The 13,227-nt window shown below is 67.0% G+C and carries 16 protein-coding genes; 8 read left to right on the forward strand and 8 right to left on the reverse strand.

From position 1 onward, the window contains the following. Window positions 1-831 carry a phosphatase PAP2 family protein gene (locus NJQ98_RS02605; protein WP_262175389.1) on the forward strand — a complete coding sequence of 277 codons (831 nt, stop codon included), beginning with the start codon at window positions 1-3 and terminating at the stop codon, window positions 829-831. Window positions 832-834: 3 nt separating this feature from the next. Here NJQ98_RS02605 and NJQ98_RS02610 read toward each other — a convergent pair whose 3' ends face one another. The 4 genes from NJQ98_RS02610 to NJQ98_RS02625 form a co-directional block, all read right to left on the reverse strand. Further along, window positions 835-2,460, reverse strand: coding sequence for a hypothetical protein (locus NJQ98_RS02610; protein WP_262175391.1), 1,626 nt, complete (start codon window positions 2,458-2,460; stop codon window positions 835-837). After that, complete coding sequence (locus NJQ98_RS02615; protein ID WP_262175393.1) at window positions 2,457-3,851, reverse strand: arylsulfotransferase family protein; 1,395 nt, start codon at window positions 3,849-3,851, stop codon at window positions 2,457-2,459. The genes NJQ98_RS02610 and NJQ98_RS02615 overlap by 4 nt, the downstream gene beginning before the upstream one ends. A 40-nt stretch (window positions 3,852-3,891) precedes the next feature. Continuing rightward, window positions 3,892-4,125 carry a helix-turn-helix domain-containing protein gene (locus tag NJQ98_RS02620; RefSeq protein WP_262175395.1) on the reverse strand — a complete coding sequence of 78 codons (234 nt, stop codon included), beginning with the start codon at window positions 4,123-4,125 and terminating at the stop codon, window positions 3,892-3,894. A 317-nt stretch (window positions 4,126-4,442) separates the two neighbouring features. Next, window positions 4,443-5,258, reverse strand: coding sequence for a helix-turn-helix transcriptional regulator (locus tag NJQ98_RS02625; protein ID WP_262175397.1), 816 nt, complete (start codon window positions 5,256-5,258; stop codon window positions 4,443-4,445). Between the two features lie 355 nt (window positions 5,259-5,613). Here NJQ98_RS02625 and NJQ98_RS02630 point away from each other — a divergent pair, with 355 nt between their 5' ends. The 5 genes from NJQ98_RS02630 to NJQ98_RS02650 all read left to right on the forward strand — a co-directional run bounded on the left by NJQ98_RS02630 (window position 5,614) and on the right by NJQ98_RS02650 (window position 9,513). Further along, a complete protein-coding gene (locus NJQ98_RS02630; RefSeq protein WP_262175399.1) occupies window positions 5,614-6,801 on the forward strand; it encodes an AI-2E family transporter in 1,188 nt (395 codons plus the stop codon). Window positions 6,802-6,966: 165 nt separating this feature from the next. Further along, window positions 6,967-7,173, forward strand: a complete 207-nt coding sequence (locus tag NJQ98_RS02635) for a hypothetical protein (protein ID WP_262175401.1) — start codon at window positions 6,967-6,969, stop codon at window positions 7,171-7,173. Then, complete coding sequence (locus tag NJQ98_RS02640; RefSeq protein WP_262175403.1) at window positions 7,170-8,183, forward strand: DUF7972 family membrane protein; 1,014 nt, start codon at window positions 7,170-7,172, stop codon at window positions 8,181-8,183. The genes NJQ98_RS02635 and NJQ98_RS02640 overlap by 4 nt, the downstream gene beginning before the upstream one ends. Before the next feature lie 38 nt (window positions 8,184-8,221). Then, entirely contained in the window at window positions 8,222-8,611 is a 390-nt protein-coding gene (locus tag NJQ98_RS02645; protein ID WP_262175406.1) for a secondary thiamine-phosphate synthase enzyme YjbQ, read from the forward strand. A gap of 107 nt (window positions 8,612-8,718) precedes the next feature. Then, entirely contained in the window at window positions 8,719-9,513 is a 795-nt protein-coding gene (locus NJQ98_RS02650) for an HpcH/HpaI aldolase family protein (protein ID WP_262175408.1), read from the forward strand. Between the two features lie 56 nt (window positions 9,514-9,569). On the opposite strand, the gene NJQ98_RS02655 is transcribed toward NJQ98_RS02650, so the two are convergent. From NJQ98_RS02655 to NJQ98_RS02670, 4 genes are read right to left on the reverse strand one after another with little or no spacing between them, the layout of a single operon-like run. Then, window positions 9,570-10,106: a DUF7261 family protein gene (locus NJQ98_RS02655; protein ID WP_262175410.1), complete on the reverse strand. Its 537-nt coding sequence runs from the start codon at window positions 10,104-10,106 to the stop codon at window positions 9,570-9,572. Further along, window positions 10,094-10,498 (reverse strand): DUF7262 family protein, encoded by a 405-nt coding sequence (locus NJQ98_RS02660; RefSeq protein WP_262175411.1) that lies wholly within the window; start codon window positions 10,496-10,498, stop codon window positions 10,094-10,096. The genes NJQ98_RS02655 and NJQ98_RS02660 overlap by 13 nt, the downstream gene beginning before the upstream one ends. Beyond that, the gene (locus tag NJQ98_RS02665) at window positions 10,491-11,171 is read right to left on the reverse strand and encodes a DUF7263 family protein (RefSeq protein ID WP_262175412.1); all 681 of its coding nucleotides are present in this window, start codon (window positions 11,169-11,171) and stop codon (window positions 10,491-10,493) included. Before NJQ98_RS02665 ends, NJQ98_RS02660 begins: the two co-directional genes overlap by 8 nt. Further along, window positions 11,168-11,557: a DUF7266 family protein gene (locus NJQ98_RS02670; protein WP_262175413.1), complete on the reverse strand. Its 390-nt coding sequence runs from the start codon at window positions 11,555-11,557 to the stop codon at window positions 11,168-11,170. The genes NJQ98_RS02665 and NJQ98_RS02670 overlap by 4 nt, the downstream gene beginning before the upstream one ends. Window positions 11,558-11,618: 61 nt before the next feature. Here NJQ98_RS02670 and NJQ98_RS02675 point away from each other — a divergent pair, with 61 nt between their 5' ends. After that, window positions 11,619-12,128, forward strand: coding sequence for a hypothetical protein (locus NJQ98_RS02675; RefSeq protein ID WP_262175415.1), 510 nt, complete (start codon window positions 11,619-11,621; stop codon window positions 12,126-12,128). Next, a complete protein-coding gene (locus tag NJQ98_RS02680) occupies window positions 12,125-13,147 on the forward strand; it encodes a tyrosine-type recombinase/integrase (protein ID WP_262175416.1) in 1,023 nt (340 codons plus the stop codon). The genes NJQ98_RS02675 and NJQ98_RS02680 overlap by 4 nt, the downstream gene beginning before the upstream one ends. Window positions 13,148-13,227 lie beyond the last annotated feature (80 nt).

Genomic DNA, 13,227 nt, shown 5'->3' on the forward strand with positions numbered 1-13,227 from the left:
ATGGGTGTCGTCGCCGTCTTCCTGGAGGTCGTCGCGGTTCTCTCGCTCATGCTCTCGGTCTCGCTGTCGGTCGTTGTCGGCCCGGACCGACTCCGGAGCGCCGCGGCCGATTTGCCCACGCGCCTGCGGATGGCGCTGCAGCCGGTCGGCTTCCTCGTCTTCGTGTTGGTGATAAACAGCTTGGTCCGCAACATCGGCGTCGACATCTCCTGGATAATCGGGACCAACATCACCCGGTTCATCTACTCGCTCGAAGGGACCGTCGTCGCGACGATACAGTCGCTGGTGCCCGGCTGGCTGACGCTGTATTTCGGCTACGTCTACGTCTACGGCTACGCGTTCCTGCTGGTCTTCCCGCTGCTCGCGGCGATGCTCGCCGCCGAGCGGCGGTACCTCCGACACACCGCCTTCGCCTACGCCATCAACTACACCGCCGGGATGTGCTGTTACCTGCTCTTTATCGCCTACGGGCCGCGCAACTACATGCCGGCGCTGGTCGAGCCGCTGCTGTTCGATACCCTCCCGCGGTTCCAGTTGCTGACCAGCGAGGTCAACGCCAACACCAACGTCTTCCCGTCCCTGCACACCTCGCTGTCGGTGACCGTCGCCCTGCTCGCGATACGGGACCACGAGACGTTCCCGAAGTGGACGCCCGTCGCCGTCTTCCTCGCGGTCAGCATCGTCCTCTCGACGATGATTCTGGGCATCCACTGGGCCACCGACGTGGTCGCGGGGACCGTCCTCGCGACGTTCAGCGTCTGGGCGGTCTCCTCGGACCGCGTGGCGTCGCTGTACGGCCGCTGGCGGGCACTGTACGACCGCTGGCGGTGACCGCTACGCGCTGGTGCGTCGGAAGACGACCACGCCGTCGTTCTCGAAGGCGCGCTCGTAGCGGGGGCTCTCGGCGAACGACGCTTCGAGGGTGCCGTTGGCTCGCTCGTAGTCGCCCCGGACGGTGTACGGCCCCCTCGGCAGATAGACGTACTCCGGGTCCGCATCGACGGTCGCCATCGCGGCCGCCGCACAGCTCCGACTCCGGCACTCGGAGCCGTTGACGAAGGCGTTCAGGTGCGCCTCGTAGGTGTCCGGACCGCGCCACTCGGCGCCCCAGGGGGAGACGAGGATAGTCCGGTCGGTGTAGACCGGGAACCACTCGGCGGCGTCGCCGAAGACGACGAACGTCGCGTCCGGGTCGGTCTCCTCGGCGGCCCACGCCATCGCCTTGGTGTCGGCGTCGTCGACGAACTCGGGGGTCGTCTCGTCCGAACCGGCGAACCCGTAGCCGAGCCCGCCCAGGCCGACCAGCGAGAGCACGACGAGGCCGGCGACGACGACGCGAGCGGCGGCCGGGTCGGGCCGGACCATCCCGCCGTCCGGTCGGTCGGGCGTCCCGGCAGCGGCGCGGCCGAGAGCGCCGTCGACGAGGGCGACGGCCCCGTCGGCGTACCCCCGCTCGGCCAGCTCGACGGCGGCGGCGACCATCGCGATGGCTCCCACCGCGTAGGTGAACCGGGGCTGTGCGAAGAGGAGCCAGACGGCGGCTGTCCACGCGCCCACCACCCGGTGTCGCGTCCCCAGCAGTCCAACGGCGGCGGCCATCGGGACGAGCGCGCCGGTCGGCCCCCACTCGCGCAGGCGGTAGACCACGCCGAACAGCCCGCCGTGGGTGCCTGCGGCACCCGAAAAGACGCCGATGCCGTGATGGCTCACGACGGTCGCCAGCCACGGCGCCCCCAGCGCCAGGGCGCCGAACCCGACGACCGCGCCCCGGACCAGCCCCCCCGGCGAGCGGTCGTACCCGGCCCAGAAGACGAGGTAGGTGGCGACGGTGAAGATGGTGTAGGTCGGGTGCGTGTGTGCGACCAGCGCCACCGAGAACAGCCCCGGGAGGACCCACTCGCGGGCCCCGTCGCGGAAGATGCGAAGCGCCGCGTAGCTCCCACACAGCGCGAAGACGAAGGCCGGCGCGCGGACGAGGCCGCCGGCGCTGATGTGCCACTCAAGCACCTGGGGGTTCAGGACCACAAGCAGCGCCGCCGCGGTGCCGGCCCGGCGGTCGCCCACCAGGTCGCGGCCGAGCAGATACGTCGGCACGAGGGCCGCGACGGTCACCAGCGGCGGGAGATACAGCGCCGTCGCGAACGCGCCCGCCCCGAGGTCCCGCAGTACCGCGAGGGCGTAGAACACGAGCGGGGGGTACGCGAAGGGGACTCCCTCCGGGCCGTAGTGTGGTATCGTCGCCGGTAGCGCGTAGCCGTTTGCCCGTATGGCGTCGGCGGTCTCGACGTAGAGCCCCGCGCCGTAGGCCGGGTAGTCGTTCGTCGCGAGGTAGATGGCCACGACGGCCAGGCCGACAAGCAGTGGCCAGCCGAGCCACCGGGCGTCGTCGCTGTCGACGGGCGAGGCCGGCAGCCGCGCTCGGACGCCCGCCCGCGCTCCGGCGAGATGGGACCCGCTCATCTGTTACGTATCTGCACCGGCCACCGCAAATGCACTTCGAAGGAGCGCCGACGCCACTCGACGACGGCCCAGACCAGGAGGACGACGACCAGCCCCACGGCGGCCAGCGCTTCGACCGGCCCGACCCACGCCGGTAGCAGGTAGGCGACGCCGTTGACGAGCGGTTTCGGCAGCAGCGTCGTCGTCTCGCTCACCGCCGAGCGGTTCTCCGCCGACGGCGTCCGGGCGGGCAGCCCGAGCGCCGCCGCGCTCCGGCCGCCGGCGCTCTCGTCGCCGGTGCCCAGGCGCTCCGATTCGTAGGGGAAGCCGACGGTGCTCGACCAGACGACGCTGCCGTTCCGTGCGACTTCCAGCACGCGGTCCCCGTTGGAGTCGGTTATCAGGGTGTGGCCGTTCGGGAGCCGGTCGGCGTCCCGGACCCAGGTCAGGCGCTGGTCGCGCCACTCCCAGGACCGCTCCCAGCTCCCGTTCCGGCGCTGGTACTCGACGACGCGGCCGTTCTCCGAGTCGGCGACCAGCACGGCGGGGCCGCCCCGCTCGGCGGGGATGAAATCGGGGTTGTGCTGCTCGTACAGCGTGTCGTGGTCCCCGTCGCTGCCCAGGGTCCAGCTCTCCCGCAGCCCGGTCTCGGTGTCGACGAAGACAACCTGGTCGTGGTTGCGGACGCTGACCATCACCGTCTCCCGGCCGTCGAGTTCGACGTACTCGACGTCGTTGATGTGGGTCCAGTCCTCGGGGTAGGGGCCGCCGCTGCTCGTGTTGAAATCGGTCTGGGCGTCCCACGACCAGGTGAGCTGTTCGGTCGTGGTGTTGACGACGAACGCGCGGTCCTGGTCGATGTCGGCCACGAGCAGGCGGTCCTCGCCGATGCGGTCGGCGTCGTGCCACCGCGTCGAGTGTTTCCCCGGCGTGATGCGCGAGTAAACCCGCGTCACGTTGCCGGTGGTCAGGTTCACCCGCTCGACGCCGTTGCGGGTACAAGCGCTCCCAGAGCTGCAGTCCTCGGGCGCCAGGTGGTCGGCGTAGACGTACTCGACGGTCGCCGCGGTCCCCGCGACCGGGTCCACGTCCCAGTAGCGCGTGTGGCTCTCGTCGCGGTAGTAGACGCTGCCGTTCGGGGCAAAGGCGACCAGCTCCGCCCGCTTTCGCGGGCCGTCGCCCACGTCGGTGACAAACGCCGTCGAGTCGGTCGCCACGACGGTGACGTTGTCCCGGGGCGGGACGACCGTGTCGTTCGTTCCGTTGTCCGCCTCGCCGGCCGAGTCGCTCCGGGCCAGCGACGCGTCCGCCCCGGCCGTCGCGTAGCCGCCGACGAGTATCGCTACACAGCACAGCGCCGCCAGCGCGAACGCCGCTCTGTACCGGCGTCCCGCAAGCAGTGCGGGGCTCATGGCGGTCGCGGCGCCGGTTCTCCCCGTCGTCCGGCCATCGTCAGTCGGTCCGGACCGGTATCCACCACACCCGTGAGCGCCCGCCGACCTTCTTGCTGGTGATGTCCGTCTCGGCCTCGAGGTCGTGGAGCTTGTTCAGCGCCGTCCGCCGCGAACAGCCCAGCCGGTCCGCTATCTCCTTGGCGGTCAGCGGCTCGGCGTAGTCGCCCCGGTCTCTGAACACTTCGATGACGTCCGATTCCGTATACTGGACTTCGCGCCCGGGCGGTGACATTGTCGAACCTGTCGGGTGCCGGGTACTTAGTTTTCGCCCGGCCGTCTCGGGTAACGTCCGGTTAAACTGCCGAACGCCGGGCCAGGAGCGTCCTTTCCTCCGGGGCTATCACGGCGACGCGCCGTGTAGAACCGCGCCCGGACCCACGATGGGACACGGCCGTTGCCGTGGGTGTTACAGCCCCTGTAACATCTATCAGCGGATAAGTATAGGCTCCTCCCGCCGCAGGATACTCCCGGGGAGCCCACCCTGGTCCCAACGCTGACTGCTTCGGTCCTCCACAGCCGGTAGCGCGCCGACGCGCTACCCGTCCCCGTTTATCCCTCAGTAGCCGTCGTTCCCTCGTCGGACAGCCCGGGAAGCGGAACCGAGCGTTCGCGGTAGCGCTCGAACACCTCGCTGGCCCAGTCGTATAGCTCGCCGTCACCGGCTTCGAGTATCGCCTTGAGGTTGTTGCCGTCGTCGTAGGCGATGACACAGCAGCGTTCGTCGTCGAGGGCGACCCCCAGAGAGAGGGGTGACTCGTGGACGTATATCGTCATCTGGTCGTGGTCCACGCCGAACTGTAGCTCCGATTCGTACCTGGCTTTCGACTGTTCCAGCACCGCCGAGTCGATGACGAACTCGATGCGGGTGTCCCCGCTCAGCAGTTCGGCACCGATTTCGTTGAACGGCTGAGCGACCACGGGCGAGACGGCGCGCATGTCCCCCTCGACCGCGCCCAGCCACTCGGTGAACCGGCTGAGGGCGGCCAGCGGGCTCCCCCCTTCGCTGACCGTGAGCCGACCGTGTTCCAGTGCCGCCACCGGCAGGTCGTCGGCGTCCGGTCCCAGATGCGCCGCCAGGGGCCCGAAGCGCCGCGCCCGTGTGACCTCCTCGTGGAGCGCTTCGTACTGCTCACAGACCCGCCGCCCGGTCACCGTCGCCCGGTAGTCGCCGTCGTGTTTGACCACCCACTCGCGCTCGCGAAAGCCCGCGAGGATGCGCTGAATCGTCGTCCGCGTGGCGTCTATCTCCGCACAGAGCTCGTGGGGACGGGCCGGCTCCGCACAGAGCGCGTCGAGGACGGCCCGGCGGTGTGGCGAACCGGTGAGAAACTGGACGTCCCCGTACACCGCCTGGTCCTGTTGCATCGCTTTGCCCGCCCGTTCGGGAGCCAGGGTTGTTAGTGCCCCGGTTGGCTGTGAGAGTGTCACATACTGTGGGAAGAGCCGCTCGGTCGTCCCTTGCCGACGGTAAGGAATCGTTACCGAGGCCAGCGCTCGACTCTCACGATTCACCGCGCCGGTGCTGCTGCCGTTCGGTCCGGGGAGCCCGCGTGAGCGGGTTCGTCCGCGGCCGCACGAGCCGCCGGCCGGCACTGCTTGCCCCGTTCTCCCGACGCCGACACGGACGTGCTTGCACTGGCAGGCGCGCGGGATTACTGTCGGCCGTCACAACTGAGCACACAGTGTCCGAACCGCTCCCGTCCCGTCGCGAGGGCGCGTTGTGAACGCACTCTCGCGGAACCGGCTCGGCTGGTGGGGCTACGTCGCCGCTCTTACCGTCATCGTCGTCGTCATCGGGCACAGATTCGTCGGTCTCCTCGCGCTCGGCCTGTTCGGCTACTACGCGACCAGACCGATATCCGACCGCGTCGGCGAACTGGTAGAGTCGGACGGCCTCGCGGCCGCACTGACGGTCCTGACCGTTCTCGTCCCGGTGTTTCTCGTCGCCACGTACGCCGGCCTCCAGCTCCTCCAGCAGGTCAGACGCCGGTTCGACCGGGGCGTGGTGGCGATGCTCACCAACCGCTTTGGCAACGTCGACGCCGTTCCCGCCTGGCTGCCGTCCAGCCCCGAGCGACTCCTGGCGAACCCGCCCTCGCTGGCGCAAGTGACGGAGTTCCTCTCCGGCTCCCGACTCGAACAGGTCCTCGGATTACTCGGCACCGTCTTCGATGGGCTGTTGCTGGTAGGGCTCGCGACCACGCTCGCCTACGCGCTCCTCCGCTACGACGACGCGCTCGCGGGCGTTTTCGCGGCGCTCGTCGGCGGCCAGGAGACGACCGCGTACACCTATGCGCTGGCCGTCGACGACGACCTCGAAGCGATATTCTACGGCAACCTCCTGTTCGTCCTCGCGATGGCGGCCATCGCGACGGCGGCGTACGCGGCGACGAACGCGCTCGCCCCGCCGGGGCTCGGCGTCCCGCTGGTCCTACCCCTTGGCTTTCTCACGGGCATCGCCAGCCTGATTCCGATCATCGTCGGGAAGGTGATCTACCTCCCGGTGGTCGCCTACCTGGGCCTCTCCGCGCTGGAGAGCGGCCGCGGCCTCGGATTCGTCGCCGGGGTGCTTGTCGCCTACGTCCTCGTGCTCGATATCCTCCCCCAGACCTTCCTCCAGCCCTACGTCACCGGCCACCACCTCAACACCATCGTCCTGCTGTTTGCCTACATCCTGGGGCCGATATTCTTCGGCTGGTACGGCTTCTTCCTCATGCCAATCGTCTTCGTCCTGGTCATCGAAGCGGTCCGTATCGTCCTCCCGGAACTGCTCCACGGTGAGTCGATAGACCCCGCGGCGGACGTGGCCACACAGCTTGGCGCGCCGGCCGAGGACCTCCACGAGGAGACTACCGACGGCGAGGACGGGGCCGCAAGCGAGGACGGGAGCGGCCCCGCACCGGACTGATACGGTCTCGCCGGCCCCGGTCGGACGCCCATCGCGACGGCGCGTCCGTGACTACCGGCCCGGCGCTGTTCGAGCGGCTCCCCAGGGGGTCCGCTATCGGCACCGTCCCGCTCCGGAGCGGCCGGCGACACAGCCCTTTTACTCCGACCGAGTGTTATTGCCTGTATGACAGATACTCCGGCAACCGAGTGGGAGTACGAGACGCTCCGGCCCGCCCGAGACGCGACGAAGAAGGAAGCCACGGACCCGAAAGCCCGGCTCAACGAACTCGGCGCGGCGGGGTGGGAGCTCGCCGGGACGATAAGCTACGAGGGCGGCGGGACGAAGTACCTCGTCCTCAAGCGGCCCCGGTCCACGACGCAGTCGGCATGAGCAACGACGACGTCGGGACGGCGAACACGATGCGCGAGCGGGCGAAGGCGCCCGGGATTCGGTTCCGAATCCTGCTGGAACTGAACAGGCTCGTCTTCGCCGGCGTTCTCGTCGTCGCCGTCTTCGTTTCCTTCGCCGTGGCCGTGACGGTCCTCCCGCCGGGCTTCGCCGCGGTGGTCCGGTCCGGCGACGTGATAGATACGCTGTTTTCCGCCATGATAACCGCCATCGTCACCGGCTCGACGCTCGTCGTCTCCATCGGCCAGCTCGTCATCTCCCAGGAGGACGGCCCGCTCGGGGACCAGCGCAAGCGGATGAGCGACACGCTCGACTTCCGGGGGTACACCGACGAACTACTGGACGAGACGACGCCCGCCGACCCCTCGTCGTTTCTCCGCAGCATCGTCGACCTGACGGCCGAGCGAACCCGCACGCTCCGCGAGGGGCTCCTCGATACCGGCGACGAACAGCTCCGGACGGAGGCCGAGAAGTTCACCGAGAGCGTCATCAGGAACGCCATGGAAGTGTCCGCCCAGCTGGACGGTGCGACCTTCGGGACGTTCGACGTGCTGTCTGCCGCCCTGAACTTCAACTACAGCTGGAAGCTCTACCAGGTCGACCGAATCAGCAACGACCACGCCGACGCCTTAGACGAGACCGACAAGGCGCGGCTCCAGGAGCTGAAGACGGCCTTGGCGATGTTCGGCCCCGCGCGCCAACACATCAAGACGCTGTACTTCCAGTGGGAGCTCATCACCTTCTCGCAGCTGACGCTGTACCTCGCCGTTCCCGCTCTCGTCGTCGCCGGCGTCATGATGGCCACCGTCGACGCGACGACTGTCACCGGGTACACGCTCGGCGTCGACAACCTCACCTGGGTTGTCGGAGCCGCCTTCGCGTTCACGCTCGCTCCCTTCCTGCTCTTTGTCGCCTATCTGCTTCGCATCCTGACGGTCGCCAAACGGACGCTGGCCATCGGCCCGCTGATTCTCAGGGAGTCACAGCGATAGGCGCCAGAACTGTATTCCCGCCGCTCGAATACGCCCCTATGCCAATCCAGGTGGAGACGACCGACCGCCTCGACATCGTCGACATCACCGCCGAGGTCGAAAAGCGGGTTCCGGACGGCATCGAACGTGGGCTCTGTACCGTCTTCGTGCAGCACACGACCGCCGGCGTCGTCGTCAACGAGGCCGAACAACGGCTGCTCGGCGACATCGAGAGCTACTTGCGGGAGCTGGTGCCCGACGAAGGCGGCTACGCCCACGACGCGCTCGACGGCAACGCCGACTCCCATCTCAGAGCCCTGCTCCTCGACGAGAGTGTCTCGGTGCCGGTCAGGGACGGCGCGCTCGCACTCGGGACCTGGCAGTCCGTGTTGCTAATCGACTGCGACGGCCCGCGGACGCGCTCGGTGACGGTGACCTGCACGTCGTAACGCTGTGCGGACGCTTTCCGGCACGGCGCCGTTCCGGGCGGCTTCTGCCGTGTCCCGAGTGCGCACGCCCCACTACACTTATCTATCGACGATACGACATTTGTGACATGGCGTCTTCACCGGCGGAAAACGACCTCCCGGCGACACTGCACGAGGGCGACGTCGCTCTGGGGCTTCTCGACACCACGTACAGCCCGACAGTCATGGAGTTCTGTGGCGAACTCGGTCTCGACTTCGTGTGGCTAGACCTGGAACACGGCGGGCCGGACCCGTGGCATGCGGGCAGCCTCGAACACCTGCTGCTTGCGGCCGAACGGACGGGTATCGACCCGCTCGTCCGGCTCCCGGACACGGACCCGACGCTCGTCCGGAAGGCGCTGGACCTCGGCGCCAGAAACGTCTTCCTCCCCCGCGTCGAGAGCTCCGAGGAGGTCCGGCGGGCGGTTCGGTCCGCGCGGTTCCGGTACGACGGCGGGCCGGGCGACCGCGGCCTCGCGGCCCCGCGGGCCAGGCGCTGGGGGCTCGCGGAGGAGTACGTCGAGCGGGAGGACGAACAGACGCTCGTCGGCGTGACGATTGAGAACAGCCAGTCCGTCGAGGCCATCGACGAGATTCTCGACGTGCCGGAACTGGGCTTCGTCTTCATCGGCCCGTTTGACCTGTCGGTGTCGCTCGGCCATCCGGGCGAACTCGACCACCCGGACGTCGAGGCCGCCATCGAAACGGTCCGCTCGGCCGCCATCGACGCCGGCGTCCCCGTCGGTGGCCTCGGCTTCGGGATGGACGACGTCAACGAGAAGGCCGAAAACGGCTACCAGATTCTCCACCTCGGCAGCACGACCGGGGCACTCCAGACGGCGATCAACGGCTGGCTCGACGCGTTCGAGGGCGACCGGTCCTGACGTGGGTGCAACGTCGGAGTCTCGCGACGCGGGGTCGCCTTGCCCCCGAGGGTCGGTCACCCACCAACGGCTTCGACCACCACTGTCACCGCCGTCTCCCCCCGTTCGCTCGTCGTGGTCACGTCGAACCCGACCGCCAGGACGTGCGTTCGGTCGGTGCGCTCCTGGACGACGACCCCGCGGTCCACGCTACAGTTCCCGAACTCCCGGCCCGGTCCGCCCGGACAGTTCGCCGACTGCCAGGCGCGGGCCGCCGTCGCGTTGTAGCGTATCTCGGTGACGGTGCCCCGCTCCATCTCGCCGGTCCGGAGACGCGAGCGGACCGGTTCGAGGGCGTCTCGCAGCGCCGTCACCGCCGCGGTTCGGTCGGCCCACGCGTACCTTCGGGGCACGGACGCGCTCTCCTGCTCCACGGCACGGCCGAGGACGCGGACCGTGTCGTCCGTCGGGTCGTCGACGGCGCCCGCCGCGCGGACATCGTCGTGGTAGCCAAGCTGGAGGTACGCCAGCACCACCGGTGCGAGCGCGACGGCGACCAGTACCGCCGCGACGAGCACCAGCTGGCCCCGCTCGCTCCCGTTCACGCGTACCACACCTCGATTCGGACCGTTCCCGACCCCGTGGGTACCGTCGCCGTCCCCGTCGTCGTCCGACGCGGGACCGGCGTTCCGACCGAGCCGTGGGGCGTCTCGACGCTGAACAGGACGTTCGCCGGAAGGATACGCTCGACGCGCCGCTCCAGGTCCCCGCGCTCGCGGTCGAACGCGCGCTCGCTGCGTACGACCTCCCGGAGCCGGCTCGTCCCGTTGTGTCTGGCCGGGTCGGTCTGGAGGATGGTCGCGGTGTCCTCCGCGTAGGCCGACAGCTGTGGCCCCCGCGTGTCCGGGGCCGGCGTCGCCAGCGCGAAACCAAGCGTGACACCCAGAATCAGTGTTGCCCCAAGCGCCACCTCGACGAGCGACAGCGGGAGCTGCGCCCTAGGCATCGACAGTCACCGACAGTGTGGTCTTCGTCGTCCGCGGCGTCTCGTAGGCTATCTCGACTGCGCCGGACCTGAGTCGCCCCGGCGTCTGGAGCGCGATACGCGTCGTCCTGTACGGCGTCAACCCTATCTCGAAGGTCCCCCGGAGGCCGCTGTCGTTGTGCAGGCGGACCTGCCCGTTGACCCGCATCGTCCGGACTGCAGTTCCGTTGCCAGGCGAGAACGTGACGGTCGCACCCGTGGCCCGGCGCGGCAGCGTGACCCGCCTGCTTTCGGGCTCGACGGTCCGCGTCTCCGTCCGCGCGACGAGGACGAGCCGGTGAATCGTCGTCCCACCCGCCGCTTCGCCGGTCGTCGCGACGCTGTCACCACCGAGTCGGACCGCGACGGCGTAGCTCTCGGTCGCTGGCGCCGCCTCGTGGAGCGCCGCCCCGTCGAACGCGTCGACCCGTGACCCGTTCAGGACGTTCGCCCGCTGGGCGACGGGGCCGTCAGCGGCGACGAGCCGGTCGGCCGTGGCTGTGGCCACCCGCCGCTCGTTGGGCGTTCGCTCGGCGCCCGCGATAGCCGAGTCGGCAAGCCCCAGTCCCAGTGCGGTCACCAGCGTCAGCAACACCAGCGCCACGGCGACGGCGGGCAGGGTCGTCTGTGCCCGAACCGAAGTCGGCGGTCTCATCCGCGTCCCTCCAGCCTGATAGTCACGTTTTCCCGCGACCCGCTGGCGGTGACAACTGTCTCGGCGCCGCTCTCCCACGTTCCCGTGACGTTGCTGACCCGGTCGGGGACCATCGGACGCGCCCGGCCGCCGACCGCCTCGTCAGGGTGCTCCAGTACCAGATGGGTCCCGTTGGCCCGGATGCGGTAGCCGGCCCCGTCGATGGTCGCCGGGATATCCACCCGGCGACTGGCTGCCACGTGTCGGCCCCGCGGTGGGACCGCCCGCTCGACCTCGGCGCTCGCCTCGGCCAGCACGCGTTCGCCCAGTTCCGCTCCCACCGCCCCCTGATAGGCCGGGACCGAACCACCGTACAGCACCGTCGTCAGTAGCGTGATGTACAGCAACTAACTGATTCAGTATTAACAACGCAAACACTAAGGAGCCACCGTGAGACGTAACAGATAGATGGCAGAGAAAACCACCGTCGCCTTTCGGATTGATGAGTCGGTCAAAGAGGAATGGGAAGACGCCGCCGAAGGTCCGGAGTATGACAGTCTAAGCCACTTGATACGGCTTTCTGTCCAACGGGAGATAACAGACACAGAGACGGCCCCACGCACCGAACAGGCCAACACAGGAACCGTCGAGAACAGCGAAATGTTACAGTCCCTCAATCGGCTTGAGAAGGTCACAGGAGAAATTCAGGAGGGAGTTGAAGCCTTTAGCCGAGAACGGAAGTCGGAAGAAATGTATGACCTAAAACAAGTCCTGCTTGAAGTGTTGCCCACCGCTCCCGGAACATATGCCCCCGGACCTAACGAACCCGAACCGGATAGTGTCGGTCAGAAGCCCCGCGAAGTTGCAGGCCGTATCGGAGCTGATACCAGCGACGTTTCCGACGCTCTCGAAGGCTTGGCTAACGGGGTTGGAATGGTTCGGTCGTCTAATGGCTACTACTGGAAGGCAGCGGAATGAACACAGATACCCTACTCACCGAGTTTCGTAGCAGGCAGGAAACCAAGAAGGCAGACAGTTCCGCCCGTTCCTACACCCACACAGCAAAGGTATGGGCTGATTGGTTGGCAGAACCCGGCGCAAAAGACTTCGACCACAACAGTCGAGAACGTCCCTCTAAGGAACTGTGGGAAGGTACAACCGGCGATTTACAGGTATTCCTTCGGCAACAGTTACAGAGTGGTCTAACCGGCGGAACTGTCCAAAATCGGCGGTGGCATATCGCTATCCTGTATGACGAACTGGAAGAAATGAAACGAGAGGGTGGTTACGGTATCCCCGACTTCGAGAATCCGGTAGAAGACCTTGATGTGTCTGATTGGCAGACATTGAAAGAAAAGCCGAGAAAAGTCCAAGAGAACAAAGGTCTAATCTACTTAGAGCCACAGAACGTTGAGAAATTATATGAGAATGCACCATCTCCGACGTTACGGAATGAGTTGATTATCCGTCTACTCTACCAGACCGGCCTTCGACGTGGAGAACTGTCAGAAACGCGCTTAGGAGACGTAAATACCGATGAGCGGGCAATCAAAGTTCACGCTGAAAAGACCCACACAGACCGAACTGTATATTATCAACCGTCGCTGGATTCCCTCATAACGCGGTGGGTGAATGTCAAACGGAAATCACTCTCGACAGCAGGAAGCGAGTACCTGTTTCCGACGTACAAGACTGACCAAATCAAGCCAGCACAAATCGGGCTTATTGTCCGGAAAGCCGCCGAAGCCGCCGGGTTACAATCTGTCCTTTACACAGACTCATCGGGACAAAAGCAGATGAAGATAACCGCCCATATCCTTCGGCATAGTTTCGCAGTTCAATCCGTCAAAAATGGACTGGACACTCGGCGGTTACAAATGCTAATGGGTCACGCAAAAATCAGTACGACAGAAGACTACCTCCAATTTGCTAACGACGACCTCAAAGACGCAGTTCGGAAATCCGGGGCTGGTTCAGAGTCGATTCCTTCCTCCTAATCAGGGGGTAAAGTCCGAGAAATGCCCTTCCACGTACTTCTGCAGGGGGCGGCACTACGCACCGGAAGCCGCCAAAGAGT

It is taken from the genome of Haloarcula laminariae (assembly GCF_025457605.1).
GTDB classification, from domain to species: Archaea; Halobacteriota; Halobacteria; order Halobacteriales; family Haloarculaceae; genus Haloarcula; species Haloarcula laminariae.

Coding starts and splice junctions, on each gene's coding strand:
- NJQ98_RS02650 (WP_262175408.1), top strand. CDS start 8,719: ATGGCGTCTTCACCGGCGGAAAACGACCTCCCGGCGACACTGCACGAG.
- NJQ98_RS02615 (WP_262175393.1), bottom strand. CDS start 3,851: ATGAGCCCCGCACTGCTTGCGGGACGCCGGTACAGAGCGGCGTTCGCG.
- NJQ98_RS02680 (WP_262175416.1), top strand. CDS start 12,125: ATGAACACAGATACCCTACTCACCGAGTTTCGTAGCAGGCAGGAAACC.
- NJQ98_RS02635 (WP_262175401.1), top strand. CDS start 6,967: ATGACAGATACTCCGGCAACCGAGTGGGAGTACGAGACGCTCCGGCCC.
- NJQ98_RS02665 (WP_262175412.1), bottom strand. CDS start 11,171: ATGAGACCGCCGACTTCGGTTCGGGCACAGACGACCCTGCCCGCCGTC.
- NJQ98_RS02605 (WP_262175389.1), top strand. CDS start 1: ATGGGTGTCGTCGCCGTCTTCCTGGAGGTCGTCGCGGTTCTCTCGCTC.
- NJQ98_RS02645 (WP_262175406.1), top strand. CDS start 8,222: ATGCCAATCCAGGTGGAGACGACCGACCGCCTCGACATCGTCGACATC.
- NJQ98_RS02610 (WP_262175391.1), bottom strand. CDS start 2,460: ATGAGCGGGTCCCATCTCGCCGGAGCGCGGGCGGGCGTCCGAGCGCGG.
- NJQ98_RS02640 (WP_262175403.1), top strand. CDS start 7,170: ATGAGCAACGACGACGTCGGGACGGCGAACACGATGCGCGAGCGGGCG.
- NJQ98_RS02675 (WP_262175415.1), top strand. CDS start 11,619: ATGGCAGAGAAAACCACCGTCGCCTTTCGGATTGATGAGTCGGTCAAA.
- NJQ98_RS02620 (WP_262175395.1), bottom strand. CDS start 4,125: ATGTCACCGCCCGGGCGCGAAGTCCAGTATACGGAATCGGACGTCATC.
- NJQ98_RS02660 (WP_262175411.1), bottom strand. CDS start 10,498: ATGCCTAGGGCGCAGCTCCCGCTGTCGCTCGTCGAGGTGGCGCTTGGG.
- NJQ98_RS02625 (WP_262175397.1), bottom strand. CDS start 5,258: ATGCAACAGGACCAGGCGGTGTACGGGGACGTCCAGTTTCTCACCGGT.